This is a genomic window from Streptomyces sp. NPDC046261, assembly GCF_040646235.1.
Classification (GTDB): Bacteria; Actinomycetota; Actinomycetes; order Streptomycetales; family Streptomycetaceae; genus Streptomyces.
On the sequence record NZ_JBEYZU010000024.1, the window covers coordinates 36354 to 62789 of the forward strand.

Consider the following 26436-nt stretch of genomic DNA (forward strand, 5'->3'; position numbering starts at 1 on the left):
CGTCGGTCGTACGTCGGTTCGGTGGATCGGTGGTGCTCGGGGTCGGCTACTGGTTGCCGCAGGCGGACACGTGTTCGGCGTCCAGCCAGGGCAGGTCGTGTCCCATGCGGTCGCGCTTGGTGCGCAGGTAGCGCAGGTTGTGCTCGCCGGCCTGGACGGGCATGGGCTCGCGGCCGGTGACCTTGAGACCGTGCCGGACGAGGGCGGCGGTCTTGTCGGGGTTGTTGGTCAGCAGGCGCAGCGAGCGCACGCCGAGGTCGGTGAGGATCTGGGCGCCGGCGGCGTAGTCGCGGGCGTCGGCCGGCAGGCCGAGCTCGAGGTTGGCGTCGAGCGTGTCGCGGCCGTCCTCCTGGAGCTCGTAGGCGCGCAGCTTGGGCAGCAGGCCGATGCCGCGGCCCTCGTGGCCGCGCAGGTACAGCACGACGCCGCGGCCCTCGGTGGTGACGCGCTCGAGGGAGGCGTGCAGCTGGGGGCCGCAGTCGCAGCGCAGGGAGCCGAAGATGTCGCCGGTCAGGCACTCGGAGTGGACGCGCACCAGGACGTCCTCGCCGTCGCCGAGGTCGCCGGCGACCAGGGCGATGTGCTCGACGCCGTCGACGGTGGAGCGGTAGCCGTGGGCCCGGAAGTCGCCGAAGGCGGTGGGCAGCCGGGTGGTGGCCTCGCGGCGGACGGTGGGCTCGCTGGACTTGCGGTAGGCGATCAGGTCCTCGATGGAGATGATCGACAGGCCGTGCTTGCGGGCGAAGGGGACCAGCTCGGGCAGGCGCAGCATGGCGCCGTCCTCGCCGGCGATCTCCACGATGGCGGCGGCCGGGCGCAGTCCGGCGAGGCGGGCGAGGTCGGTGCCGGCCTCGGTGTGGCCGTTGCGGACCAGGACGCCGCCGGGCTTGGCGCGCAGCGGGAAGACGTGCCCGGGGCGGACGAAGTCGCCGGGGACGGCGGCGGGGTCGGCCAGCAGGCGGATGGTGGTGGCGCGGTCGGCGGCGGAGATGCCGGTGTCGGTGCCGTGGTCGCGGCTCGCGTCGACGGAGACGGTGAAGGCGGTGCGCATCGACTCGGTGTTGCGGTCGACCATCTGGGGCAGGTCGAGCCGGTCGAGGTCGCGTTCCTCCATGGGCACGCAGATCAGGCCGCGGCACTCGCTCATCATGAAGGCCACGATCTCGGTGGTGATCTTCTCCGCGGCGACGATCAGGTCGCCCTCGTTCTCGCGGTCGGCGTCGTCCACGACGACGACGGGCCGGCCCGCCGCGATGTCGGCGATCGCCCGCTCGACGGGGTCGAGGGTGAGGACGTCGGCGTCACCGTCGTCGGTGTCGTACCAGCTCTGAACGGCGGTCATGCCGTTACTCCTTCCACAGCGGTTGCGGGCCGGGCGCTCGCCCGCGAACGCAGCCACCAGTCGCGCAGGCCCCACAGGACCAGGACGAGGTAGACGATGTAGACGAGGCCGGAGAAGGCGAGCCCGCTGTCGAAGGCGAGCGGCACGCCGACCACGTCGACCAGCAGCCAGGCGAACCAGAACTCCACGAGCCCGCGGGCCTGGGCGACCATCGCGGCGAGGGTGCCGACGAAGATGTACGCGTCCGGCCAGGGGTTCCAGGACAGTTCGGGTACGGCGGTGAACAGGGAGCCGACGGCGAGGGTACCGACGGCGGTGCCGGCGAGCAGCAGGGCGCGCTCGCGCCAGGTGGCGAAGCGGACGGCGATGGAGCCGTCCTGGGCGTCGCGCCGGCCGCCGGTCCACTGCCGCCAGCCCCACAGGGCGACGGTGATGACCAGGAGCTGCTTGCCTATGCCGCCGCTGAGGTGGGCGGAGGCGTAGGCGGCGACGAGGATGAGGCCGGACAGGAGCTGGGCCGGCCAGGTCCATACGGAGCGGCGCCAGCCGAGGGCGAGGGCGGCGAGGCCGATGGTGTTGCCGATCATGTCGGACCAGATCACATGCTGGCCGAAGGCGGCGAAAGCCTCGCCGCCCAGCCAGTCGAGGGTGCTCATGCGGCCGGCTCCTTCGTGCCGCGCTGCCCCAGGAGGCGCTCGACGTACTTGGCGAGGACGTCCACCTCGAGGTTGACCGGGTCGCCGGCCTGCTTGATGCCGAGGGTGGTGAGGTCGAGGGTGGTGGGGATGAGGCTGACGGTGAAGTGGTCGTCGCCGGCCTCGACGACGGTCAGGCTCACTCCGTCGACGGTGATGGAGCCCTTCTCCACGACGTAGCGGGCGAGTCCGGCCGGGAGGGCGATCTTGACGATCTCCCAGTGCTCGCCGGGCACGCGTTCGACGATGGTGCCGGTGCCGTCCACGTGGCCCTGGACGAGGTGGCCGCCGAGGCGTCCGCCGAGCGCCATGGGGCGCTCGAGGTTGACGCGCGAGCCGGGGGCGAGGGCGCCCAGGCTGGAGCGGTCGAGGGTCTCGGCCATGACGTCGGCCGTGAACTCGCCGTCCGCGGTCTCGACCACGGTGAGGCAGACGCCGTTGACGGCGATCGAGTCGCCGTGCTTGGCGCCCTCGGTGACGACGGGGCCGCGCAGCCGCAGCAGCGAGGAGTCGCCGAGATTCTCGACGGCGACGACCTCACCCAGCTCTTCGACGATTCCGGTGAACACTTCAGCTCTCCTCGGTGGCGGAGACGGGGACGGATACGGGGGCGACGGGGGTGGCAGTGATCCGCAGGTCGGGGCCGACGCGGGCGACGTCGGTGATGTCCAGGCGCAGGGCCTGTGCGATGGTGCCGATCCCGGCGTCGCCGAGGGCGGAGGGCCCGGCGCCCAGCAGGGCGGGGGCGAGGTAGCCGACGACGCGGTCCACGGCCCCGGCGGCCAGGAAGGCGCCGGCGAGGGTGGAGCCGCCCTCCAGCAGGAGGGAGCACACGCCGCGTGCGTAGAGCTCGGCGAGCAGGGCGTGGACGTCGATGCCGGTCGCGTCGGCGGGCAGGCGGGCGGTCTCGACGCCGGGCAGGTGAGTGGTGTCGGCGTCCTCGCCGACGACGATCAGGGTCGGTGCCGCGTCGTCCAGGACCCGGGCGCCGGGCTTGACGGTGGCGCGGGTGTCGACGACGACGCGCAGCGGCTGGGTGACGGGGTCCCGGCCGGGCACGGGGCCGCGGACGGCCAGGTGGGGGTCGTCGGCGCGCAGGGTGCCGGAGCCGACGACGACGGCGTCGGCCTCGGCGCGCAGCCGGTGCACGTCGGCGCGGGAGGCGGCCGAGGAGATCCAGCGGCTGGTGCCGTCGGCGGCGGCGCTGCGGCCGTCGAGGGTGGCGGCGTACTTCCAGACCACGAAGGGGCGCCGGTGCAGCACGGAGGTGAGCCAGGCGGCGTTGCCGGCCGCGGCCTCGTCGGCGAGCAGCCCGCCCTCGGTGTCGACGCCGGCCGCTTCGAGGGTGGCGGCGCCGCCCTTGGCGGTGGGGTTGGGGTCGGCGACGGCGTAGACGACGCGGGCGATGCCGGCGTCCAGGAGCGCCTGGGCACAGGGGCCGGTGCGGCCGGTGTGGTTGCAAGGCTCCAGGGTGACGACGGCGGTGCCGCCCCGGACGTCGTGGCCGGCGTCGGCGGCGGCGCGCAGGGCCTCGACCTCGGCGTGCGGGCCGCCGGCGCGGCGGTGCCATCCCTCGCCGGCCGGGCGGCCGGCGGCGTCCAGGACGACGCAGCCGACGACGGGGTTGGGGCTGGTCGAACCGAGGGCGCGGGCGGCGAGCGCGAGGGCGCGTCGCATCGCGTCGGCTTCGGTCGCGGTGGCCACCGGGGTCCTCCTGCCTCTTCGGGCACGGACTCCGGGGCTGTCGTACGGGACGACGATGAGCGGGTACGCCACGGCGGTGACCACGGAGCCGGGGACGGGAGGAGGGGGTGGCCGGATCCCGGAGGATTTCCGGGACGTCCCGGGAACTGCCAGGACGACTGCCACCCATCCGCGTCACCGGTGACGGTGTGCCGATGCGTGCCCGCCGCGCACTGCCTCCCATCCGGACTTTAACCGTCGGTCCAGGAATTTCACCTGGTCAACCGGCCGCTGGCTGCGGACGGGTCGCGGACTGTAACCGCCGGTTCGGACTTTCACCGACCCCGGAGTGCGCTGCGTACAAATGAATCGCGTCCGAGCGTACGCCGCGCGGCGCCGCGGTGTCCACGGGGACTTGACAGAGTGCGCCGCCTCACACCTGGCCGTACGCCGGGCCCGGGCGACCTCGCGCCGACTTGGTCCATACCTATTGACGCACTGGTCTAGTCCTCTTAACCTCTGCCACACCTCCGAGGAGTACGGCCCGCCGGTACGCGCGCACCACGGGCCACAGCACGTCGCACACCCCCCACGCACCGCTCTGATGAGCCCCCCACTGGAGGACCCGATCGTGTTGTTCCGCAAGAGACCCCTCAGACCCCGCGCCCGCAGGAGCGTCGCCCTCGCATCGGCGGGCGCCGTTCTGGCCGGGCTGCTCACGGGCACCCTGTCCGCGACCGCCTCGCACGCCGGAAACACCCAGAGCACCGAGAACGCCGAGGACAACGCCGCCTGCCGCCCCGACGGCCTCTACGCCACCCCCGGCGTCGACGTCCCCTACTGTTCGGTCTACGACACCGCGGGCCGCGAGAAGATGGGCACCGACCACCAGCGCCGCGTCATCGGCTACTTCACCGGCTGGCGCACCGGCAGGGACGGCACCCCCGCCTACCTCGTCCCCGACATCCCCTGGGACAAGGTCACCCACCTCAACTACGCCTTCGCCCACGTCGGCCCGGACGACAGGATCTCCGTCGGCGCGGACGGCGCCGCCAATCCCGCCACCGGGATGACCTGGCCGGACGTCCCCGGCGCCGACATGGACCCCGCGCTCCCCTACCAGGGTCACTTCAACCTCCTGAACAAGTTCAAGAAGCGGCACCCGCAGGTGAAGACGCTCATTTCGGTGGGCGGCTGGGCGGAGACCGGCGGCTACATCGACGAGAACGGCAAACGCGTCGACTCCGGAGGCTTCTACAAAACGGCGACGAACGCCGACGGATCGGTCAACCAGGCCGGGATCGACACCTTCGCGGATTCGGCCGTCGCCTTCATCAAGAAGTACGGATTCAACGGCGTCGACATCGACTACGAGTACCCGACCTCGATGAAGGACGCGGGCCACCCCTGGGACTGGCCGCTGGCCAACGCCCGGCGCGGCGGGCTCAACAAGGGCTACGCGGCCCTGATGAAGACGCTGCGCGAAAAACTCGACCGGGCCGGCGCGGCCGACGGAAAGCACTATCTGCTGTCCGTCGCCGCGCCTTCCTCCGGCTATCTGCTGCGCGGCATGGAGACGTACCAGAGCACGAAATACCTGGACTACGTCAACGTGATGTCCTACGACCTGCACGGCGCCTGGAACGAATTCGTGGGCCCGAACGCCGCGCTGTACGACGACGGAAAGGACGCCGAGCTCGCCAAGTGGGGCGTCTACAGCGCCGCCCAGTACGGCGGCACCGGCTACCTCAACGGCGACTGGGCCTACCACTACTTCCGCGGCGCGCTGCCCGCCGGCCGGATCAACCTCGGCCTGCCGTACTACACGCGCGGCTGGAAGAACGTCACAGGCGGCAGCGACGGGTTGTGGGGAACGGCCAAGGCGACCTCCTGCCCCGCCGGTTCGGGCCTGACAAGCTGCGGCGACGGAGCCGTGGGCATCGACAACCTCTGGCACGACAAGGACGACGCCGGCAAGGAGTCCCCGGCCGGCTCCAACCCCATGTGGCACGCGAAGAACCTGGAGAAGGGCGTCGCCGGGGACTACCTCGGCCGGTACGGCTTCCCCGCCGGCACCAAGCCCACCGGCACCTACGCCCGCCGCTACGACGCCACCCTGACCGCCCCCTGGCTGTGGAACGCGGACAAGAAGGTCTTCCTCTCCACGGAGGACGAGCAGTCGGTGAAGGCCAAGGCCCAGTACGTGGTCGACAAGGGGCTCGGCGGCACGATGGTCTGGGAGCTCGCCGGCGACTTCGGCTGGAACGCGGGCAAGGGGCAGTACGAGCCCGGCTCCACGCTCACCACCACGATGTACGAGGCGTTCAAGTCCGCCCCCGCCTACGGGGCGAAACGGGCGACGACCGACCTGCCCGGCCAGGCCGTCGACATCGGGGTGAGCTTCACCCAGTTCCCCCTCGGCGACTCCAACTACCCCATCAACCCCAAGATTCACCTCACCAACAACACCCGGACGACCATCCCCGGCGGCTCGGAGTTCCAGTTCGACTACGCGACCTCCGCGCCCGGCAACGCCAGGGACCAGTCGGGCTGGGGCCTGAAGGTCGTGCGCAGCGACCACTCCGCGCCGAACAACATCGGCGGCCTCAAGGGCGACTACCACCGGGTCTCGGTGAAGCTGCCGGCCTCGCAGCCGCTCGCGCCGGGCGCCTCGGCGGACCTCGACTTCGTCTACTACCTGCCGACGTCGACGCCCTCCAACTGGACCGTGACCTTCGGCGGCCGGACCTACGCCCTGACCGGCGACCTGGCCCGCGGCACGAGCGTCGTCGAGCCGGGCGGCCCCACGCCCACCCCGACCGGCACCCCGAGCCCCACGAGCACCCCCACCGGCGGCGCCTGCACCGCCCCGTCCTGGGACAGGGCGGCCTCCTACAACGGCGGTGCCACCGTCTCGTGGAAGGCCCATTCCTGGAAGGCCAAGTGGTGGACCCGGGGCGAGGAACCCGGCACCACGGGCGAATGGGGGGTCTGGCAGGACCTGGGCGCCTGCTGATGCACTGAGAGCGCGCAGCGGGCGGGAGCCGACGAGGAGCGGAATGGGCGAGAGCACCGACGGCACGGACACCAGGGACCGTACGGACCCCCGGGTGCGGCGGGCACGGATCGCGATGGCGGCGGTCTTCGCCGTGCACGGCGCGGTCACGGGCACGTTCGCCACCCGCGTCCCCTGGATCCAGGAACACGTGGGCGTCAGCGCGGGGCAGCTCGGCCTCGCGCTGGCCTTCCCCGCGATCGGCGCCTCGCTCACGATGCCGCTCGCGGGGAGGGTCGGCCACCGCTTCGGCTCGCGCACGGCGCTGCGCGCCCTCCTCGCCCTGTGGTGCGCGTCCCTGGCGCTGCCGGCCCTCTCCCCCGGCATGCTCGCGCTCTGTGCGGCGCTGGCGGTGTACGGGGCGACGTCGGGCCTGGCGGACGTGGCCATGAACGCGCTCGGCGTGGAGACCGAGGACCGGCTCGGCCGGTCGATCATGTCGGGGCTGCACGGCATGTGGAGCGCCGGCGCGCTCGCCGGCTCCGCGGCGGGCACGGTCGCCGCGCACGCCGGCACCGATGCCCGCGTCCATCTGGCGGTGGCGGCCGGCGTGCTCGTCCTGCTCGGCTCGGTCGTCTGCCGCTGGGTGCTGGACGTCCGTACGGGGGTCGCGGAGCATCCGCCGCCGCGGTTCGCCCTGCCGCCCCGCTCGGCGGTGGTCATCGGCGCGGTCGGTTTCTGCGCGGTCTTCGCGGAGGGGGCGAGTCTGGACTGGTCGGCGGTCTACCTCCGCGACGTCATCGGCTCCGGCCCGGGCGTGGCCGCCGCCTGCACCACGGCTTTCGCCTGCACGATGGCGGTGGCCCGGCTGGCGGGCGACGCGGCAGTGCGGCGGTTCGGCCCGGTGCGGACCGTACGGACGGGGGGCGTGCTGGCGACCGCGGGCGGGGTGCTGGTGGTCCTGGCGGACGATCCGCTGCCGGCCGTCGCGGGGTTCGGTCTGCTGGGGCTGGGCATCGCCGTCGTCGTACCGCTGGCCTTCGCGGCGGCGGGGCGCAGCGGGCCGGAGCCCAGCCAGGCGATCGCGGGCGTCGCGACGATCACCTACACCTCGGGGCTGATCGCGCCGGCCGCCATCGGGCAGATCGCGAACGCCACGTCGCTGGTGGTGTCCTTCGCCCTGGTGACCGTGCTGGCGGCGGGGCTGGTGGCGGGGGCGGGCGTGCTGCGGGCCCCGGCCCGGGACGCCGCGCTCTCCCGCGGGGCCCCGGCGGCCAGGCACTGACCGCACACGCCGCCGCGGGCCGTGTACCGAACCCCGGGGGGTCGGCCACGGCCCGCGGTGGAGGGGAACCGTCAGGCGCTGCGGATCAGATCAGGATGCCCCAGCCGTGCCCGCCACCGTGGTGCTTGTTGTTGTGGTCGCAGTCACGGTCGTGGTTCCCTCCGCGGTCCCACTTGTTGTCGTCGCAGTCGCGGCCCTTGTTGTGGTGGCCGCCACCGCCCCAGCGGTCGCAGTCGTCGCCGTGGCGGTCCCAGCCGCCCCAGCCACCGTGGCCGCCGCCCCACTTGTTGTTGTGGTGGTCGCCCCAGCCCCAGCCGCCGTGGTTCTTCCACTTGCCGATCCAGATACCACCCCAGTTGTTGCCCCAGTCGCCCCAGCCGCCGCGGTGGCTGCTGTAGCTGTGGTGGCTGTAGCTGCGGTAGTGGTGGCTGTGGTCGCAGTCGCGGTCCCGGTGCTTGCGGCCGTGGTCGCAGTCGCGGTCCCGGTCACGGTCCCGACCGCGGTCGCAGTCGCGGTCCCGGTCACGGTCCCGGTCCCGACCGCGGTCGCAGTCCCGGTCCCGGTCGCGACCGTTGTCGCGGCCCTTGTTCTTGTCCTTGTCGCGACCCTTGTCCTTGTCGCGACCCTTGTTCTTGTCACGGTCCCGGTCGTTGTCGCGGCCCTTGTCCCGGTCACCGTCGTGGTCGTCGTCCCAGGTCCATGCCTGGTTGCCGGACGCGACCTGCGGCGCGGCCTGGGCCACTCCGGCCACCGGAACGATGGTGGCGCCGGCGAGGATCGCGGCGGCCGCGGTGCGGCCGACGAGCTTGCGCATGTGTGTCTCCTGAATTGCAGGAAATCGGACACAAGACGCATACCTCGCATGAACCGATAAACATCCAGCGGTCGTGGCCATACAGCCCTACGAGGTGTTTATTGCGCCGATCGCAGCAACGGTCAGGCCGTACCGCTCGTGCCGCTCGTACCGCGGTCGTACTCGGTGGTGCCGCCGTCCAGGAGGGCGGGCTCCCGGCGGGCGGCGGCCCGCGAGAGCCAGCGCAGGCTGTGGTAGCCGGTGAGCACGATGAGGGTGCCCAGCGCGATGCCGCTGAGCTCGAAGTTGTCGGTGAACTTCAGCGACACCCCGCCGATGCCGATGATGACGCCCGCGGCCGTCGGCACGAGGTTGAGCGGCTGGGCGAAGTCGACCTTGTTCCGCACCCAGATCTGAGCGCCGAGCAGGCCGATCATCCCGTACAGGATGACGGTGATGCCGCCGAGCACGCCGCCCGGGATGGCGGCGACGACCGCGCCGAACTTGGGGCACAGACCGAAGAGCATCGCGAAGCCGGCGGCGGCCCAGTACGCGGCGGTCGAGTAGACGCGCGTCGCCGCCATGACGCCGATGTTCTCCGCGTACGTCGTGGTGGCCGGACCGCCCACCGCGGTGGAGAGCATCGTCGCGCTGCCGTCCGCGACGATGGCCATGCCCATCTTGTCGTCGAGCGGGTCACCGGTCATCTCGCCGACGGCCTTGACGTGCCCCGCGTTCTCGGCGACGAGCGCCACCAGCACCGGCAGCGCGACCAGGATCGCGGAGGCGGAGAAGTTCGGGGCGTGGAAGGACGGCACGCCGATCCAGTCCGCCTGGGCCACGCCGGAGAAGTCGATGCGCCAGTGGTCCGTCACCTTGCCGGAGCCGTCCGCCGAGTGGATCTTGCCCGCGGTCCGGTCGAGGACCCAGGACAGCGCGTAGCCGAAGACCAGGCCCAGGAAGATCGCGACACGCGACCAGAAACCGCGCAGCACCACCAGCGCGAGGCCCGTGAACAGCATCGTGGCGAGCGCGGACCACTGGTCCTGCGGCCAGTACGTACCCGCCGCCACCGGGGCGAGGTTGAAGCCGATGAGCATCACGACCGCGCCGGTCACCGCGGGCGGCAGCACCGCGTGGATGACCCGCGGGCCGAGGACCTGGATGACCACTCCGCAGCCGGCCAGGGCGGCACCCACCACGAGCATGGCGCCGGTCAAAGTGCCGGCGTCCCCGCCCTGGCCCGCGATGACCGCGGACACCCCGACGAAGGAGAGCGAGGAACCCAGGTAGCTGGGCACGCGCCCCCGCGTCATCAGCAGGAACAGCACCGTCGCCACGCCCGACGCCATCAACGCCAGGTTGGGGTCCAGCCCCATGAGGACCGGCGCGACGAAACACGCCCCAATCATCGAGACGACATGCTGCGCCCCGAGCCCGGCAGTGCGCCCCCAGGACAGCCGCTCCCCCGGCTTGACCACCTCCCCGGGCTTCAGGTGCTTGCCATCGCCGTGCAGCTTCCACCCGACGCCCGCCATGACCACTCTCCATTTCGCAAGGCCCTACGCGCCGCAGAGACCAAGCGATTCATAGCCGATCGTCATGGCAGGGACAAAACCCGTGTGAGCACCGCGAGGCAGCGAATGCGGAGCGTGACAATCCGGCACGAACTACGGCCCTCGTTCACCCGTTCTGGTTAACTGTCCCGCGGATTCGCCTACGCTCCGTATTCGACTGTCACTCTGTGCGTATGACGATGACGCGGGCGCAGCCGGCGGTGCCCGCCGGTATCGACGGGGTACTGGCGCGGATGCGGGGGCTCGACGCCGCCCTGCCCCCGAGGGACGGGGTGGCCGTCTTCAACCGGGTGTATCTGGCGGTCACGGAGGAGATCGGCCACCGGGCCGCGGCCGGCGGGTTCCGCGACCGGCACGCCGCCGCCGACCTCGACGTGCGCTTCGCCAAGCGCTATCTGCACGCCGTCGACCAGGCGTCCATGGGCCGGCTGCTGCCCGCCTGCTGGCGGCCGCTGTTCCAGCTGCGCGGGCATCCGGCCGTGCAGCCCCTGCAGTTCGCGCTGGCCGGGATCAACGCCCACATCGGCCATGACCTGGCCCTGGCCCTGACGGAGACCTGCCGGGCGCTGGACGTCGAGCCGCGCGCCCTCGAGGGCGACTTCCATCGCATCGGGTCCATGCTCGTCGCCATGGAGGAGCGGATCCGCGAGGAGCTGATGCCGGGGCCGGATCTGCTGGACGTCGCCGATCCGCTGACCCACCTGGTCGGCTCGTGGACGCTGGAGGCCGCGCGGAACGCGGCGTGGGCCTCGTTCCGCGCGCTGTGGGCCATGCGGGAGCTGCCCGATCTGGTGGAGGAGCTCACCGACCGCGTCGACGCGAGCGTCGGCATGGTCGGCCGCTGTCTCCTGACGCCTCTGGGCTGACGCGCGGACATCCGTCCGCGCGCCGGCCCCCGGCTCAGTCCTCCGGCAGCTCGACGGGCGCGATCTCGTCGTAGACGTCGCCCGGACCGGGGTTGGTGGCGTCGGTGGAGCCACCGAACTGGTGCATCACGCCCCACACCGCGTTGAGCGCGGTCTGCACGGCGCCCTCGGCCCAGCCCGCGGTCCAGGAGATGTCGTCGCCGGCGAGGAAGATGCCGCGCTTGTCCTCGGGGAGGCGGTCCTGCATGAAGTGGGTGAACAGGCGCCGCTGGTAGCGGTAGTGCCCGGGCAGGTTGGCCTTGAACGCGCCCATGAAGTAGGGCTCGTTCTCCCAGGAGACGGTCACCGGGTTGCCGATGATGTGCTTGCGGATGTCGACGTTGGGGTAGATTTCGCCGAGCGACTTGAGCATGACCTCCAGGCGCTCGTTCGCCGACAGCGGCAGCCACTTGAGGCTGTCGTCGCACCACGTGTAGGACAGGCAGATGACGGCGGGCTTGTCCGGCCCGTTGTCGAGCAGGTAAGTGCCGCGCGTCATGCGGTCCGTGAGCGTCATCGACATGACGTCACGCCCCGTCTTCTCGTCCTTGTCCAGCCAGAACGGCCGGTCCACGGGCACGAAGAGCTTGGAGGACTCCATGTAGTGGGTGCGCTCCATCGCCGTCCAGTGGTCGATGGGGAAGAGCGTGTCGTCGCACGCGATCTTCGACAGCAGCATCCACGACTGGGCGGTGAAGATGGCCGCCTGGTACGTACGGATGTCACCGGTCGCGTCCGTGACCGTGATGCGGTTGCCGGCCGTGCGGTGCAGCCGGGTGACGGCCGGGCGGGGGGCGCCGCCGTGCAGCGAGGACAGCGAGGTGCCCGGCGCCCAGTGGACGATCTTCTCCGGCTCGCGGTCCCACAGGCGCAGGGGCAGCTGCTGGCTGCCGCCGACGATGCCGCGGTGGTGGTCGTCCGCCTCGGTGTAGACGACGCGCAGGATCTCCAGGATGGAGTTGGGGAAGTCGGTGTCCCAGCCGCCGGTGCCGAAGCCGACCTGGCCGAAGATCTCGCGGTGCCGGAAGGACTTGAAGGCCTCGGACTCGCAGAGGAAGCCGTAGAAGGTCTGGTTGTCGAGCTTCTCGACCAGCTTCGCCCAGATCTCCCGGATGCGCGGCACGTCGCGCTCACGCATGGCGCGGTTCATGTCGGAGAAGTCCGCGCCCTCCTCCAGGCAGGCGTTCCACGCGTTCATCACGTCGCGGTAGACCTGCGGGAGGTCGTCGATCTTCTCGGCGTAGTGGGACTCGCCCTTGAGGTCGACGACCGTGGAGGGGGTGTCGGGCGCGAGCGGGTTGGGGAACGGCTTGGTCTCCAGGCCCACCAGGTCGATGTAGTGCTGGAAGGCGGTGGAGGACGGCGGGAAGCGCATCGCGCCCATCTCGGCCGTCAGCTCTTCGTCACAGCCCTCGAAGCCGACCGTACGCAGCCGGCCGCCGATCTGGTCGGCCTCGTAGACGACGGGCTTGAGGCCCATCTTCATCAGCTCGTACGCCGCGATGATGCCGGACAGGCCGCCGCCGATGACGGCGACCTCGGTGCCGTGCTCGGTGGCCGGGATCTGGCCCAGGCCCGCCGGGTGGGCGAGGAAGTCGTCGTAGGCGAAGGGGAAGTCCGGGCCGAACATGGTGATCGGCGGCTCGACGGGCTGGGCCGGCTCGTGCTCGTCGTGGACGGCGGTGGGCACCGTGGACGTCATCGGCTGGACTCTCCTACTGGCAGGGGGGGTGGGGAGGGCGGGCGAAGCGGGGGCAGCCCGGGGGTCAGGTGAGCGAGCCGTAGAGCTCAGGGCGGCGATCGCTCAGGTAGGTGTTCTCGGCGCGCGAGGCCGCCAGCAGCGCCGGGTCGACGTCGGCGATGATCAGGTCCTCGCCGGCTCCGGCGCGCGCCCGTACCGTTCCGTCGGGCGCCGCGAGGCAGGACAGCCCGGCGAACTCGAGGTCGCCCTCGGCGCCGCAGCGGTTGGCGTAGGCGATGTAGAGCTGGCTCTCCCACGCGCGGGCGGGGATGATCGTCTGCGGGACGATCTCGTAGGGCCGCATCAGCGCGGTCGGCGCGAGCAGCAGCTCGGTCCCGGCCAGGGCGTGGGCCCGTACGGTCTCGGGGAACTCCACGTCGTAGCAGACCAGCAGCCCGAGCCGGACGCCGTCGAGGTCGGCCTGGACCAGCGGCTCCTCGCCGGGCGTGAAGTAGGTGCTCTCGTACGCGCCGAAGAGGTGGGTCTTGCGGTAGTGCGCGAGGCGGGCCCCGTCCGGGCCGACGAGCTGCAGCGAGTTGAAGATCGTCTCGCCGTCGCGCTCGGGGTAGCCGTAGCCGATGGCCAGCCCGTGCTCGGCGGCGATGCGGGCGACGGCCTGCGCGGCGGGGCCGGTGGCGGGCTCGGCCAGCTCGCGGACGGCCTCGCCGAGGGCGTACCCGGTCAGGTACAGCTCGTTGGTGAGCAGCAGCCGGGCGCCGGCGGCCCGGGCCCGCCGGGCGGCGGCGGCCAGGGCGTCGAGGCTGTCGGCGGTGGAGGAGGGAACGCCGCTGGGGCCTTGGTACAGCGCGATGCGCAGCGGCGTCATACGTCCTCTTGTGGCTGGTCGGGCGGGCGGGGCACACACGCGTTCGTGTAAACGAGTCGACGGTACGGTCCGGGATCTCGGCGGGACAAGGCACCGACGTTGCGCGCAGACGGCGGATTCGTTGCGCCTTTCATGGCTTTCACGGCGATTCGTTGCGCGGGGGTCGCGGCGGAGGGCTCCGGCCGGCCCGGCGGGGCCCTCCCGGGCCGCCCTCGCCCGGCACCGGGCCGCCGCTTCGCGAAGGGTGCCGGCGGCGTGGCGCAAGCACTCCCGGGTTGTTGGCCAGAACGTGTCGGGGAGTGACGGTCCGCCCCTCGCCGGACGACCGACCGTCCGGTCACCCGACCAGCGCGCATGGCCGCCCGGCTAGGCCATCCGGCCCGGTAAGGCCAGTCCCTGATTCGGCCAACTCCTCATCACCGCTTGGTAATTCACCGGAGCGTTCGGAACTTGCGTGTACAGTGCTGCGAAGACGAAGGCCATCGGCCCGAACCCCCACCGACCGGATCCCACCCCGTCGACGGAGAAACCTCGTCGGCGCATTCCCCCGCCGCGCGTGAGGCGTGCACGTCTTCTCCCGGAGCCCTGCGCACAAGGAAGTCGAGTTCATGAACTCCTCGTACAGCGCGATTCTTCTCGATCTCGACGGAACGCTCGTCGATTCCTATCCCGACGCCGAACAGTGCTGGGGCGAATGGGCCGACTCCGCCGGGGTCGGGGACCGCTTCGACCTCGCCAGGTATTACGGCCAGAAGCGGCACGACATCGTCCGCGACCTGCTCCCGCACCTGAGTGAAGAAGAGATCGCCGCCCATGCCGAGCACGTCCGGCTGGCCGAGCGCGAGTACACCTCCCGCGTCGTCGCCCTGACCGGCGCGCGGCGACTGCTCGACGCGCTGCCGCCCGCCCGCTGGGGGATCGTCACCTCCAATGACACCGAAGTCGCCAAGGCCCGCCTGACCAGCGCCGGCCTGCCGCTTCCCGGGGTGCTCGTCAGCGCCGACGACGTCGGGCACCCCAAGCCCCACCCCGAGGGCTTCCTGCTGGCCGCCGAGCGGCTCGGCATCGCCCCCGGTACCGCGCTCGCCGTCGACGACTCGCCCATCGGCCTCGCCGCGGCCCGGGCCGCCGGCATGACCACGCTCGCCGTGCGCTTCCGGCACGACGACGCCGCCCTGCGGGACGCCGACGCCATCGCGGACAACGTCGGAGATATTTCGGTGCGCTGTACGGACGACAAACTCGTCGTGGAAATCACCGGAGGACATCGTGGCCCTACGAATAGCCCCCAGTATTCTCGCCGCTGACTTCACACGTCTGGCAGAAGAGGCGGACGCCGTCGCCGACGCTGCCGACATGTTGCACGTCGACGTCATGGACAACCACTTCGTACCGAATCTCACGGTCGGACTTCCGGTCGTGGAGTCCCTGGTCAAGAACGTGCGATTACCGCTGGACATCCACCTCGGCATCGCCGCACCCGATCTGTACGCCCCGCACTACGCGGAGGTCGGCGCCGGCAGCGTGACCATCCACGCCGAGGCGACCACGACACCGGTGCGGACCCTGCGGGCCATCCGCGCCGCCGGGGCCCAGGCGGGCCTCGCGCTCAACCCGGCCACCCCCGTGGAGCCGTACACCGAGCTCCTGGGCGAGCTCGACACCCTCATGATCATGACCGTGGAGCCGGGATTCGGCAGCCAGGAGCTGCTCGACTACGTCCTGGCCAAGGTGCGCCGGGCCCGTGAGGCCATCGACCGGCAGCGCGGCTCCGGCCGGGAAGTGCCCCTGTGGCTGCAGGTCGACGGGGGCGTCAACGAACGCACCATCGCCCGCTGCGCGGAGGCGGGGGCGGACGCCTTCGTGGCCGGTTCCGCCGTTTACGCCGCCGCCGATCCCGACGAGGCGGTGCGCGCGCTGCGCGCCAAGGCCGAGGCGGCCCGCCGCCAGCCGGCCGAGGTCTCCTGAGCCACATCCGGCCACACCCGCCGCCCCTGCCCACCGCGGGCCGCGGGCACCACCTTTGTCTCCTCTCTCCGAAAAACATCCTCGCCACCCGCAACACCCTTGCCAACAGACGATGATGAAAGGGCTGGTACATGGGCCGCGTAGAAGGAAAGGTCGTCTTCATCACGGGGGCCGCCCGGGGACAGGGCCGCTCCCATGCCGTCCGGCTGGCGGAGGAGGGCGCCCACATCGTCGCCTCCGACATCTGCGAGGAGGTCGGCTCGACGCACTACACCCTGGCGACCTCCGACGACCTGAAGGAGACGGCCAGGCTCGTCGAGGCACGCGGCGGGCAGATCCTCACCTGCAGCGCCGACGTACGCGAACCCGCACAGCTCGAGGCCGTGGTCAGCGAGGCCCTCGCCCGCTTCGGCCACATCGACGTGGTGTGCGCCAACGCCGGCATCGGCTCGCTCGGCCGGGCCTGGGAGCTGTCGGACAAGCAGTGGCACGACATGATCGACATCAATCTGACCGGCGCCTGGAACACGGTCAGGGCCGTGATCCCGCACATGATCGAGGCCGGTCGCGGCGGCTCCCTCATCTTCACCAACTCCGTCGCCGGCTTCCTCGGACGCCCCAACATGGCCCACTACGCCGCGTCCAAGCACGGCCTCGTCGGCCTCATGCGCTCGCTGGCCAACGAGCTCGCGCCGCACTACATACGCGTCAACAGCATCCACCCGGGCAACGTGGACACCGACATGGTGCAGAACGTCACCGGGCGCCGCCTGCTGCTGCCGGACGTGGCCGACCCCTCCCGCGAGGAGTTCGCCGAGGCCGCCGCCAAGCTGAGCGTCATCCCCGTGCCCTGGGTGGAGTCCATCGACGTCAGCAACGCCGTGCTGTGGCTGGCGTCCGACGAGGCCCGCTACGTCACCGGCGCGACCCTGCCCGTCGACGCCGGCGCCTCCATCAAGGCATGACCATGACCGGGGGACAGACCGCACAGCCACTGCGCCGGCTCGCGGAGCACGGCGTCGCGATCTGGCTGGACGACCTCAGCCGCGCCCGCATCGCCTCGGGGAACCTCGCCGAGGTCGTGCGCGACAAGCACGTCGTGGGCGTCACCACCAACCCGACCATCTTCCAGAAGGCCATCGCCGCGGGCCTCGACAGCGGATACGAGGCCCAGTTGCGGGACCTGGCCCTGCGCCAGGTCACCGCGGAGGAGGCCGTACGCCTGATCACCACAGCCGACGTACGGGATGCCGCCGACATCCTGCGCCCGGCGTACGAGCGCTCGGGCGGGCACGACGGGCGGATCTCCATCGAGGTCGACCCCCGGCTCGCGCACCGCACGGCGGCGACGGTGGCCGAGGCCCGCCAGCTGTGGTGGATGGTGGACCGGCCCAACGTCCTCATCAAGATCCCGGCCACCCGGGCGGGGCTGCCCGCCATCACCCGGACCATCGCGGAGGGCATCAGCGTCAATGTCACGCTGATCTTCTCCCTGGAGCGCTACCGGGCGGTCATGGACGCCTATATGAGCGGCCTGGAGCAGGCCCGGGAAGCCGGCCGGGACCTGCGGGCGATCGAGTCGGTGGCCTCCTTCTTCGTCTCCCGGCTCGACACCGAGATCGACGACCGGCTGACGGCCCTGGGCACCGAGCAGGCGGCGGCCCTGCGCGGCCGGGCCGGGCTCGCCAACGCCCGGCTGGCCTTCCGGGCGTACGAGGACGCCGTCCGCACCGACCGCTGGCGCGCCCTCCTGGCGGCGGGAGCCAACCCGCAGCGCCCCCTGTGGACGTCCACCAGCACCAAGAACCCCGCCTACCCCGACACCTACTACACGGCCGGCCTGATCACGGCCGGCACGGTGAACACCCTGCCGGAGGACGCCCTGGACGCGTTCGCCGACCATGGCGAGGTCGCCGGGGACACCGTGCGCGGCGGCTACGCACAGGCCGACGAGGACTTCACCGCGCTCGCCAAGGCCGGCATCGACTACGACGACGTCGTGCGGGTGCTCGAGGACGAGGGCGTGGCGAAGTTCGAGGCGTCCTGGCAGAGCCTCCTCGACAGCGTCGCCGCGGCACTGGACCGGCTCTCCCGGACCGCTGAGGAGCCGCTGTCCGGATGACCTCTCTCGCTTCGGACACCACCCGGGCGGAGGGCAGGGCCTCGCGCGCCTTCGTCCTCCGCATCGGGCTGGCCTATCTGGGGCTGTACAGCACCGTACTGGCCGCCGCGCTGGTCACCCTCGCCCTGCGGATCGGCGAGGTCGACCCCGCGCACAAGGAGGTCGGCCTCGCCGTGGTCTCCAGCCTCGGCGCGCTGGTCGCCCTCTTCGCGAACCCGCTGTTCGGGCGGCTGTCGGACCGTACGACCTCCCGGTTCGGGCGGCGCCGGCCGTGGCTGGTGGGCGGCGTCCTGGGCGGGACGGCCGGCCTGGCGGTGGTCGCCCTGGTCCCCTCGCTGCCGGCCATCGCGTTCGGCTGGTGTTTCGCGCAGCTGTCGTTCAACGCGACCATCGCCGCCCTGGCCGCGACCATTCCCGAGCAGGTCCCGGTCGAACAGCGCGGCCTGGTCTCGGGCGTGGCCGGCTTCAGCCAGCGCCTGGCGGTCCCGGTCGGCTCGGGGGCGGCGGCGCTGCTGGCGGGCAGCGCGGCGGTGTTCCTGCTGCCTGCCGCGGTGGCCGTGGCCGTGGTCGTCCTGTTCGCCGTCACCTTGCGTGACCGGCCCGCCCCGGCGGGCCAGCCGCCCTTCACGGCGAAGGAGTTCTGGGGCAGCTTCTGGACGGACCCCCGCAGCCACCCCGACTTCGGATGGGTGTGGGTGACCCGCTTCCTCACCTACTTCGCCGCCGTGGCCCCCGCCCCCTACCTCGCCTTCTACCTCTCCGACCGGCTGGACACCTCCGCCGCCGACCTGGCCGCCACCGTGGCCCTGCTGACCACGATGAACTACGGGCTCAGCGCGCTGACGTCGGCCCTGGGCGGCTGGCTGTCGGACCGGGCCGGCCGGCGCAAGCCCTTCGTCACGGGCGCCGCCCTGCTGCTGACCGCCGGCCTCGGCGTCCTCGCCGCGGCCGACGGCCTCGCCCTGGTCTACGTCGCCCAGGCCCTGCTGGGCATCGGCTCCGGGCTGTACTTCGCCGTGGACATGGCCCTGTCGACCCAGGTGCTGCCCAGTTCCACGACGGTCGCCAAGGACCTCGGCGTCATCAACAGCGCCGACGTCCTGCCCCAGGTCGTCGGCCCGGCCCTCGCCCCGCTCCTGCTCGGCCTCGGCGGCGGCGGCAACTACACCGCGCTGTACGTCTTCACCATGGTCTTCGGCATCGCCGGAGCCCTGACCGTCACCCGCGTCCGAGGCGTCCGCTGACGCCCTCACCCAGGAGAACCCCGTGATCTACGAGTACGCCTACCTCTTCATCACGCCCGGCCGCGAGGCGGAGTTCGAGCAGGCGCTGCTGGCGGCCCGCCCCATCCTGGCCTCCGCCGAGGGCTGCACCTCGGTCGACCTGTACCCCGACGTGGAGACCCCGGGCTCCTACCTGCTGCGCGTCGGCTGGCAGAGCCTGGACCACCACCTCGTCGACTTCCCCAAGAGCCCGCAGGCCCCCGAGTTCGCGGCCGCCATCGAGCACTTCTTCGCCCGCGAGCCCGTCCTGCGTCACTTCTCCGCCTCCGCGCTGGACTAGGTTCTGTCTCTTCGATCATGATCGGAGCCAGATGAGAAGTGCTGCGACGGTGGCGGTGCCGAGATAGACGCATCCGCGTTTGTCGTAGCGGGTCGCGACAGCTCTGAACTGCTTGAGCTTGTTCACCGCTCGCTCGACAGTGTTGCGCTGCTTGTATCGCCCTAGGCTGAAACCCGGAGGCTGTCCGCCACGTGAGCCTTTGCGTAGGCGGGCGGCCCGGCTGTCGCTCTTCTCCGGGATCACGTGCCTGATGCCGCGACGTCGCAGGTAGGCGCGAATGATGCCGTTGCTGTAGGCCCGGTCCGCGCTGACGCTGTCCGGGGTACGGCGCGGACGTCCGGGTCCTGTGCGGGGCACGCGGATCTTGTCCATCACCGGTTCGAGCTGGGTGCGGTCGGCCCGCTGGCCCGGGGTGAGGACCAGCGAGAGTGGACGGCACTTCCCCTCCGCTGCCAGGTGAAGCTTGGTGGTCAGCCCGCCGCGAGACCGGCCAAGGGCCTCGCCTGCCGGACCATCTTCTCCGGGAGGGCCGGCAGCCGCAGACGAACCGTTCCTTGCACAGCCCCTTTTGAAGCGGCCGGTCGTGGCAGCGGAGCCTTGCGGGCCCCGGCGGCATGTTGGTGGGCCCTGACGGAGGTGGAGTCGACGTTGATGTCCCAGTCGATGCCCCCCGCTGCGTCGGCCATGGCCTGGACGTTGGCAACTGGTACTGATCCGGTGAATGATTCCGTTGATCACCTGCCGGTGGTCCCGCCATCTCCCACACCGGTTGTTGCTCACCGGCAGCAGCGGCTCCAGCACTGTCCACTCGTCGTCCGTCAGATCCCCTCTGCTCAACACGGTCCGGACAACGGGATACCAACGCGAAAGGGCACGGCTCGGCTAGGGCCTGTATCGGAAGTGGATCTTGAGGTGGGATGATCTTGTTCTGTGGCGCGTGGAGATCTGACGGATGCGCAGTGGGCCCGCCTGGGGCCGCTGTTGCCCAGGGGTAAGAAGCCGGGCCGTCCGCCGATATGGACCAGTCGGCAGCTGGTCGACGGCATACGGTTTCGCACCCGCACCGGTGTTCCGTGACGGGACGTGCCGGAGCGGTACGGGCCCTGGGCCCGGGTGTACGACCTGTTCCGGCGCTGGCAGTGGGACGGCACCTGGCAGTGGATCTTCGGCGAACTGCAGGCCCAGGCCGACGCCAGGGAGCTCATCACCTGGGACCTCAACATCGACTCCACCGTCAGCCGGGCCCACCAGCACGCCGCCGGGGCGCGGAAAAGGGGGACCTGCAGAAGGAGCCGCCCGGCGGGATCGGCGTCGAGCCGGACGACCACAGCCTCGGCCGCTCGCGCGGTGGTCTGACCACCAAGCTGCACCTGGCCGTTGAGCAGGGCCAAAAGCCGATGTCCATCGTGATTGCCGCCGGGCAGCGAGGCGACTCCCCGCAGTTCGAGCCCGTCCTGGAGAAGGTCCGCATCGCCCGTCCGGGCGCCGGTCGGCCGCGGCCCCAAGGCTCGGCACGCGGTCGAATGCGGCATCAATCGTCTCAAAAGGCACCGTGCTGTGGCCACGAGATACGACAAACTCGCGGTCCGCTACGAAGCAACCGTACTCATCGCAGCGATCAACGAGTGGCTGTGACGACGCGCGTCCTCGCTACCCTGACCGAATGACGGTGATCTTTGTGACGGGCATGTCCGGCACAGGCAAAACGACGGCCCTGAACCAGCTGGAACAGCGCGGATACAGAGTGGTGGACACCGATGTCGGGGAGTGGATCGAAGACCTCCCTCTCCCCGACGACGCCGGCACCGAGCCGCAGTGGCGAGAGGACCGGATCAACGCGCTGATCACCGAACATGAGATCTCGGGGGAGCCGCTGTTCATCGCGGGCACAGTCTGGAACCAGGACAGGTTCTACCCCCGGTTCGACGAGGTTGTTCTGTTCAGCGCGCCCTTGGAGGTCATGCTCGAACGCATCGCCACCCGCGACACCAACCCTTTCGGGAAGACCGCAGAGCAACGCGACCAGATCGTGGCGGACACAGCCGAGGTCGAACCGCTGCTCCGCCCGTCGGCGACCGTGGAGATCGACACTCGCAAACCCCTCGCCGAGGTCGTGGACCAGTTGGCGGCGTTCGTCGGTCCACCCCCACCCGACAAGATCCACTTCCGATACACGCCCTAGTACAGGGCTTCGCCCATCGGGGAACTGTCGCCGACGATGTAGGCGCGGATCGACGCGAGGTACGCGTCGCGGCCGACCAAGCCGTCGCCGTCGGCGTCCAGCGCGTCGAACGCGGCGGCGGCGTTGCCCGGCGGATTGTTCAGTGCGGTGCGCAGCGTGGTGAACCCGGCTTTGTCCAGGGCACCGTCCCCGTCCGTGTCGGCGAGGTCGAAGAGCGCGCCGAGGGCGAAGCGGCAGATGTTGTCGAACTTGTCGGCGCCCACCCATGCGTTGTACTCGTCGAAGGTCAGCTTCCCATCGCCGTCCGCGTCCATCGCGCCCCACGCCTTGAGCCCTTCCGCGCGGGCGGTGACGACGAGCGGATCGTCCTCGGAGCGCCCCGTGGCCAGGACGGTCCGGTCGATCCGGGAGAGGTAGTCGTGCCGCGTGACGACCCGGTCCCCGTCAGCGTCCATCATGGCGAACACGCGCACTCTCGCGGCGGTGGCGGCTGTGGCAGTCATACGGCTCACTCGGCTCTCTTCCTGATCCGTTCATGCTCCCGCTCGACGAGGACTCGTCCAGCGCTTCCTACCCGGCACGCTGCGGATGCCAAGCGGGTCGCTGGGAGGGCAGGCGTGCGCGAACGCGCGCTGAGACACGCGTGCGCCGGGGTGCACTTCGAAACGCCCGGTCAGCCGATACGGAACCGGGTAGGACGTGCCCATCGATGCGGACGATTACCTGGAGGGGCATATGTGGAGAGGGCGCGGCGCGACCGTCACGCTGGGGACTCTGGCGCTGGTGGTCTCGTCCCTGGTGTGGGCGCCGGCCGGCCAAGCGGGGGCGAGCGGGTACGAGGCCGTCACGTGCACGGGCAACTCCCACAGCCGCTACGATCCACCGCTGACCCTCCTGCCCCGGGAGACCCGCAACCACGCGGACGTGCGCTACACCTGCACCACCGGCTCCGGCCGCACCGCCCCGGCGACAGGTTCCTTCGACGCCTTCGCGCCGTCGGCGTCCTGCGTCTCCCTGTCCAGCGCCAACGGCACCGAAACTGTCCGCTACGCCGACGGTGGCCGGTCGGTGATCGTCCTCGACGGTCTCACCACTGCCCGCGTCGCGGGCGTCTTGTTCATCCGGCAATCGGGCCGGGTCACGGAGGGACGCGGTAAAGGCCACTTCGTACGCCGGACCGTGGCCGCGCTACCCCGGCAACTGCCCACAGACTGCCTCACCTCCGGCCTCCAGGGCACTCGGAGCGCGGTTCAGCTGGAGATTCTCCCGTAGCACCGGCCCGCCACCCGAGCACACTACTCCGGCGTCTTGAGAGCCTTGGCGTTGTCACCGCCGCAGCACTCCTCAATCTGTCTCTCCGATCATGATCGGAGAGACAGAACCTAGCCGGGGCCCGGGCGGCTCAGGAGGGCGCGCCGGAGCTGAAGCGGCGCAGCAGGGGCGAGAGGACCAGCACGGACTTCGTGCGCTCCACGAAGGGCTCGCCCGCGATGCGCTCCAGGACGCGCTCGAAGTGGCGCATGTCCGAGGCGAAGATCTGGACGATGGCGTCGGCCTCCCCCGTGACGGTGGAGGCCGACGCCACCTCCGGGTACCGCGACAGGCCCCGGTGGATGGCCTCGGGCGAGGTGTTGCGGCGGCAGTAGAGCTCGATGAAGCCTTCCGTCTCCCAGCCGAGCGCCGCCGGGTCCACCCGCACGGTGAAGCCGGTGATGGCGCCCTCGGCGCGGAGTCGGTCCACGCGCCGCTTGACGGCGGGCGCGGACAGGCCGACCTCCGCGCCGATGTCGGCGTAGGAGCGCCTGGCGTCCTCGGCCAGGGCGTGCACGATGCGTTCGTCGAGCTCATTCAATCGCACGGCGGGTGGATCACTTTTCTCCGGGTAACCAGCTACTGCTACCAGCAGTAGATCACGTACCCGGCCGTGTCCCCGACCTGATGGACGTGGGCCGCGCCCTCAGCTGCCGAGCGCGGTGCACAGGGCGGGGGGCCCGGGGAATTCCTCCGGAAGGGCGTCCATCAGGACCTCGTCGACGTGCTGGCCCAGCCAGTGCCCGGACTTGCGGAAGCGGCCGGTGGGCCGGAAGCCGGCTTTCTCGAAGGCGGTGATGCCGGCCCGGTTGGGTTCCAGCACCCGCAGCCACACGGCCCGCATGGCGCCCAGGTGGAACGCCCAGTCGAGGGTCAGGCGGGTGGCTTCCTCGGCGAAGCGCTTGCCGCGCTGGGCCGGGGCGACGACGATCGCGAACTCGGCCCGCCGCTCGCCGGGGTCGATGCGCAGCGTGGTCAGGGCGACCGACTGCTTGTCCTTCAGCCGTACGACCTCGAACCGCGCGTGGTGGGGGTCGTCGAGCTCCCGGTCCCACTCGTCGGCCCGGGCCTCCCACGACCGGGGGAAGCGGCTGCCGGCGCCGAGGATGGTCCCGGGGTCGCACTCCCATCTGTGGTACTCGGTCAGCATCTCGTCACGGGGCATGCCCAGGGCGAGCCGGTCGCCGGTCAGCAGGAGATGGGGACTGCTCATCCGATGTGATCCCTTCCCGTCTGCCGGGTCCCCGGACGGCGGACCCGGCAGGGAGGGATCATAGGGGCGGCGCGGAGAAGATCATTTCTTCGTCGGCGGCCCGGCCGCCCCCCGGACCGGGCTCAGCGGCCCTTGCGGCGGCCCTTGTTGCGGGACTTCTTCGCGTTCCGCGATCCGGCCTTGCCACCGGTTCTGGCGCCGGGCTTCGCACCGGCCTTGGGCCCGGCCTTGGCGGCGGGCTTCGCGCCGGACGTGGCCGCCGGCGCGGCGTCGGCCTTGGCGCCGGCCTTCTCGTCCGCCTTCTCGGCGGCCTGGGCGCCGGACGTGGCCTCGCCCTTCGCCGCCGTCGTGGCGGTGGCCTTCGCGGCCGTGCCGGCGGCCGCCTTGGCCTGGGCCTTCGGAGCGGTCCGCTTCGCCTTCCGCACCGGGACGGCGCCCTCGGCGGCGACCGCCGCGACCGGCAGGGCCTCGCCCGCGGCCTCCTTGGCCAGGCGCGAGCTGCGCATGCCGTAGAAGAAGTAGATCAGCAGGCCCAGGACCATCCAGGCGCCGAAGACCTGCCAGGTGATGGCGTCGAGGCTGAGCATCATGTAGACGCACATCCCGAAGCCCAGCACGGGGAAGATCAGGCCGAGCGGGATCCGCGCCGAGCCGACGGTGACACGCACACCCGAAAGCGGTACCCGGAAGCTGCGGTGCATGTCGGGGCGGGTGAAGCGCAGCACGATAACGGCGACGTTGACCAGGGCGAAGGCGAAGAGCGTGCCGATGCTGGTGGCGTCGGCGAGCTGGCCGAGCGGGACCGCCGCGGCCAGGATGCCGCAGAACAGCGAGACGATCAGGGTGTTCGCCAGCGGCACGCCCTTGCGGTTGACCTTGGCGAATGCCTTGGGGACCAGGCCGTCGCGGGACATCGCGAAGAGGATGCGGGTCTGTCCGTAGAGGACGGTCAGCACGACGCTGGCGATGGCGATGACGGCGCCGGCGGCGAGCAGCACGGCCCAGAAGCTCTGGCCGGTGACGTCCTCCATGATGCCGGCGAGCGCGGCCTCGGAGCCCTCGAACTTGTCCCACGGCATGGCGCCGATGGCGATCGCCGCGACCAGCACGTAGAGCGCCGTGACGATCAGCAGCGACAGCATGATCGCCTTGGGCAGGTCCTTCTTCGGGTCCTTGGCCTCCTCACCCGCGGTGGAGGCGGCGTCGAAGCCGATGTAGGAGAAGAACAGCGTGGCGCCGGCGGCGCTCACGCCACCGAGGCCGAGCGGCAGGAACGGCGCGTAGTTGCCGGCGCGGATGCCGGTGAAGGCCACGGCGCAGAAGAGCAGCAGGGCCGCGATCTTCACGACCACCATGATCGTGTTGGCGCGGGCGCTCTCCTTGGCGCCGCCGATCAGGAAGGCCATGCACAGCAGCACGACGAGCAGGGCCGGCAGGTTGAAGATGCCGCCGTCGACGCCCGGCGGGTTGGCCAGGGCGTCGGGGATGGTGACGCCGATGGTCCCGTCGAGGAGCTCGTTGAGGTACTGGCCCCAGCCGACGGCCACGGCCGCGACGGAGACGCCGTACTCGAGGATCAGGCACCAGCCGCAGACCCAGGCGACGATCTCGCCCAGGGTGGCGTAGGCGTAGGAGTACGAGGAGCCGGAGACCGGGATGGTGCCGGCCAGCTCCGCGTAGGACAGCGCCGAGAACAGCGCGGTGATGCCCGCGAGGATGAACGAGATCACAACCGCCGGGCCCGCGTCGGGCACGGCCTCGCCGAGGACGACGAAGATGCCGGTGCCCAGCGTGGCACCGATGCTGATCATGGTCAGCTGCCACATGCCGAGCGAGCGGCGCAGGCTGCCGCCCTCGCCCTGGCCGCCCTCGGCGACCAGGCGCTCGACGGGCTTGCGGCGCATCAGGCGGGCGCCGAAGCCGGCGGCGGGCGGCGGGGAGAGCCGCTTGTCACCGGTGGAGGGTGGCGCAGTGCCTTGGTCCAACACGGGGTTGCTCCGTTCATGACTGCCGGTGGGGGTGCCGGTCGGAAGCAGCGGCCCACGGCGGCCACCCAGGGCGCGCCGGCATGGCAGAGCAAACCCGTAGCGAGGGGGTACCGCCGAGCAAGCGGTACCCGCCACTCCACGTTCTGCGCAGACCCTATGAGGTCAGGGCCCACGCTCGTAATGCACCATTCTTGCGTATGCCCGGTCGATCATTGCGTCCGGGGGCTCAGAACGGGTGATCGTTGCA

General features: G+C 71.3%; 23 protein-coding genes, 2 pseudogenes and 1 riboswitch. Of the genes and pseudogenes, 12 read left to right on the plus strand and 13 right to left on the minus strand.

All coding sequences use genetic code 11. The features are described from left to right. Positions 1-46: 46 nt before the first annotated feature. Genes ABZ956_RS27705 through ribD form a run of 4 tightly spaced genes read right to left on the minus strand, consistent with a single transcriptional unit; the run spans position 47 to position 3741 of the window. Positions 47-1342 (minus strand): bifunctional 3,4-dihydroxy-2-butanone-4-phosphate synthase/GTP cyclohydrolase II, encoded by a 1296-nt coding sequence (locus tag ABZ956_RS27705; protein WP_361899245.1) that lies wholly within the window; start codon positions 1340-1342, stop codon positions 47-49. Beyond that, complete coding sequence (locus tag ABZ956_RS27710) at positions 1339-1998, minus strand: nicotinamide mononucleotide transporter family protein (RefSeq protein ID WP_361899248.1); 660 nt, start codon at positions 1996-1998, stop codon at positions 1339-1341. Before ABZ956_RS27710 ends, ABZ956_RS27705 begins: the two co-directional genes overlap by 4 nt. Continuing rightward, on the minus strand, positions 1995-2606 hold the full coding sequence (locus tag ABZ956_RS27715) for a riboflavin synthase (protein ID WP_361899251.1): 612 nt from the start codon (positions 2604-2606) through the stop codon (positions 1995-1997). Before ABZ956_RS27715 ends, ABZ956_RS27710 begins: the two co-directional genes overlap by 4 nt. A gap of 1 nt (position 2607) precedes the next feature. After that, positions 2608-3741, minus strand: a complete 1134-nt coding sequence (gene ribD, locus ABZ956_RS27720; protein WP_361899254.1) for a bifunctional diaminohydroxyphosphoribosylaminopyrimidine deaminase/5-amino-6-(5-phosphoribosylamino)uracil reductase RibD — start codon at positions 3739-3741, stop codon at positions 2608-2610. Positions 3742-3946: 205 nt separating this feature from the next. Further along, positions 3947-4077: riboswitch (FMN riboswitch) on the minus strand. 247 nt (positions 4078-4324) lie between these two features. Here ribD and ABZ956_RS27725 point away from each other — a divergent pair. Both ABZ956_RS27725 and ABZ956_RS27730 read left to right on the plus strand, forming a co-directional pair. Further along, positions 4325-6736: a glycosyl hydrolase family 18 protein gene (locus tag ABZ956_RS27725; protein ID WP_361899257.1), complete on the plus strand. Its 2412-nt coding sequence runs from the start codon at positions 4325-4327 to the stop codon at positions 6734-6736. 43 nt (positions 6737-6779) lie between these two features. Further along, positions 6780-8000 carry an MFS transporter gene (locus ABZ956_RS27730; RefSeq protein ID WP_361899260.1) on the plus strand — a complete coding sequence of 407 codons (1221 nt, stop codon included), beginning with the start codon at positions 6780-6782 and terminating at the stop codon, positions 7998-8000. Positions 8001-8085: 85 nt separating this feature from the next. Here ABZ956_RS27730 and ABZ956_RS27735 read toward each other — a convergent pair whose 3' ends face one another. Continuing rightward, on the minus strand, positions 8086-8814 hold the full coding sequence (locus ABZ956_RS27735; protein WP_361899263.1) for a hypothetical protein: 729 nt from the start codon (positions 8812-8814) through the stop codon (positions 8086-8088). A gap of 122 nt (positions 8815-8936) precedes the next feature. Continuing rightward, the gene (locus ABZ956_RS27740) at positions 8937-10331 is read right to left on the minus strand and encodes a solute carrier family 23 protein (RefSeq protein WP_361899266.1); all 1395 of its coding nucleotides are present in this window, start codon (positions 10329-10331) and stop codon (positions 8937-8939) included. Positions 10332-10543: 212 nt separating this feature from the next. Here ABZ956_RS27740 and ABZ956_RS27745 point away from each other — a divergent pair, with 212 nt between their 5' ends. Then, positions 10544-11236, plus strand: coding sequence for a DUF5995 family protein (locus ABZ956_RS27745; protein WP_361899269.1), 693 nt, complete (start codon positions 10544-10546; stop codon positions 11234-11236). Between the two features lie 34 nt (positions 11237-11270). Here the strand turns inward: ABZ956_RS27745 and ABZ956_RS27750 are convergent, their stop codons facing one another. Then, entirely contained in the window at positions 11271-12977 is a 1707-nt protein-coding gene (locus ABZ956_RS27750) for an NAD(P)/FAD-dependent oxidoreductase (RefSeq protein ID WP_361899272.1), read from the minus strand. A gap of 64 nt (positions 12978-13041) precedes the next feature. Next, positions 13042-13842, minus strand: a complete 801-nt coding sequence (locus ABZ956_RS27755) for a carbon-nitrogen hydrolase family protein (protein WP_361899275.1) — start codon at positions 13840-13842, stop codon at positions 13042-13044. A gap of 608 nt (positions 13843-14450) precedes the next feature. Between ABZ956_RS27755 and ABZ956_RS27760 the strand changes: the two genes are divergently transcribed. The 6 genes from ABZ956_RS27760 (at position 14451) to ABZ956_RS27785 (ending at position 19495) form a co-directional block, all read left to right on the plus strand. Further along, positions 14451-15149, plus strand: coding sequence for an HAD-IA family hydrolase (locus ABZ956_RS27760; RefSeq protein WP_361899277.1), 699 nt, complete (start codon positions 14451-14453; stop codon positions 15147-15149). Then, a complete protein-coding gene (gene rpe / locus ABZ956_RS27765; protein WP_361899280.1) occupies positions 15112-15810 on the plus strand; it encodes a ribulose-phosphate 3-epimerase in 699 nt (232 codons plus the stop codon). The genes ABZ956_RS27760 and rpe overlap by 38 nt, the downstream gene beginning before the upstream one ends. 131 nt (positions 15811-15941) lie before the next feature. After that, on the plus strand, positions 15942-16775 hold the full coding sequence (locus ABZ956_RS27770) for a mycofactocin-coupled SDR family oxidoreductase (RefSeq protein WP_361899283.1): 834 nt from the start codon (positions 15942-15944) through the stop codon (positions 16773-16775). A 2-nt stretch (positions 16776-16777) separates the two neighbouring features. Continuing rightward, a complete protein-coding gene (gene tal, locus ABZ956_RS27775) occupies positions 16778-17932 on the plus strand; it encodes a transaldolase (RefSeq protein ID WP_361899286.1) in 1155 nt (384 codons plus the stop codon). Beyond that, positions 17929-19176 carry an MFS transporter gene (locus ABZ956_RS27780; RefSeq protein WP_361899289.1) on the plus strand — a complete coding sequence of 416 codons (1248 nt, stop codon included), beginning with the start codon at positions 17929-17931 and terminating at the stop codon, positions 19174-19176. Before tal ends, ABZ956_RS27780 begins: the two co-directional genes overlap by 4 nt. Positions 19177-19198: 22 nt before the next feature. After that, the gene (locus ABZ956_RS27785; RefSeq protein ID WP_361899292.1) at positions 19199-19495 is read left to right on the plus strand and encodes an antibiotic biosynthesis monooxygenase family protein; all 297 of its coding nucleotides are present in this window, start codon (positions 19199-19201) and stop codon (positions 19493-19495) included. A gap of 15 nt (positions 19496-19510) precedes the next feature. Here ABZ956_RS27785 and ABZ956_RS27790 read toward each other — a convergent pair. Beyond that, positions 19511-20332, minus strand: a pseudogene (locus tag ABZ956_RS27790) (IS5 family transposase). A 93-nt stretch (positions 20333-20425) separates the two neighbouring features. On the opposite strand from ABZ956_RS27790, the pseudogene ABZ956_RS27795 reads away from it, so the two are divergent. Beyond that, positions 20426-21130: pseudogene (locus ABZ956_RS27795) on the plus strand (IS5 family transposase). A gap of 28 nt (positions 21131-21158) precedes the next feature. Beyond that, the gene (locus ABZ956_RS27800; RefSeq protein ID WP_361899295.1) at positions 21159-21677 is read left to right on the plus strand and encodes an AAA family ATPase; all 519 of its coding nucleotides are present in this window, start codon (positions 21159-21161) and stop codon (positions 21675-21677) included. Here ABZ956_RS27800 and ABZ956_RS27805 read toward each other — a convergent pair. Beyond that, a complete protein-coding gene (locus ABZ956_RS27805) occupies positions 21674-22180 on the minus strand; it encodes an EF-hand domain-containing protein (protein WP_361899298.1) in 507 nt (168 codons plus the stop codon). The two genes, ABZ956_RS27800 and ABZ956_RS27805, sit on opposite strands and share 4 nt — an antisense overlap. A gap of 196 nt (positions 22181-22376) precedes the next feature. On the opposite strand from ABZ956_RS27805, the gene ABZ956_RS27810 reads away from it, so the two are divergent. Then, positions 22377-22949 (plus strand): hypothetical protein, encoded by a 573-nt coding sequence (locus ABZ956_RS27810; RefSeq protein WP_361899300.1) that lies wholly within the window; start codon positions 22377-22379, stop codon positions 22947-22949. Positions 22950-23079: 130 nt separating this feature from the next. On the opposite strand, the gene ABZ956_RS27815 is transcribed toward ABZ956_RS27810, so the two are convergent. The 3 genes from ABZ956_RS27815 to ABZ956_RS27825 form a co-directional block, all read right to left on the minus strand. Beyond that, entirely contained in the window at positions 23080-23535 is a 456-nt protein-coding gene (locus ABZ956_RS27815; protein ID WP_086572781.1) for an Lrp/AsnC family transcriptional regulator, read from the minus strand. 99 nt (positions 23536-23634) lie between these two features. Further along, positions 23635-24201, minus strand: a complete 567-nt coding sequence (locus ABZ956_RS27820) for a GNAT family protein (RefSeq protein WP_361899303.1) — start codon at positions 24199-24201, stop codon at positions 23635-23637. Positions 24202-24323: 122 nt separating this feature from the next. Beyond that, positions 24324-26105 (minus strand): amino acid permease, encoded by a 1782-nt coding sequence (locus tag ABZ956_RS27825; RefSeq protein WP_361899361.1) that lies wholly within the window; start codon positions 26103-26105, stop codon positions 24324-24326. Positions 26106-26436: the final 331 nt, after the last annotated feature.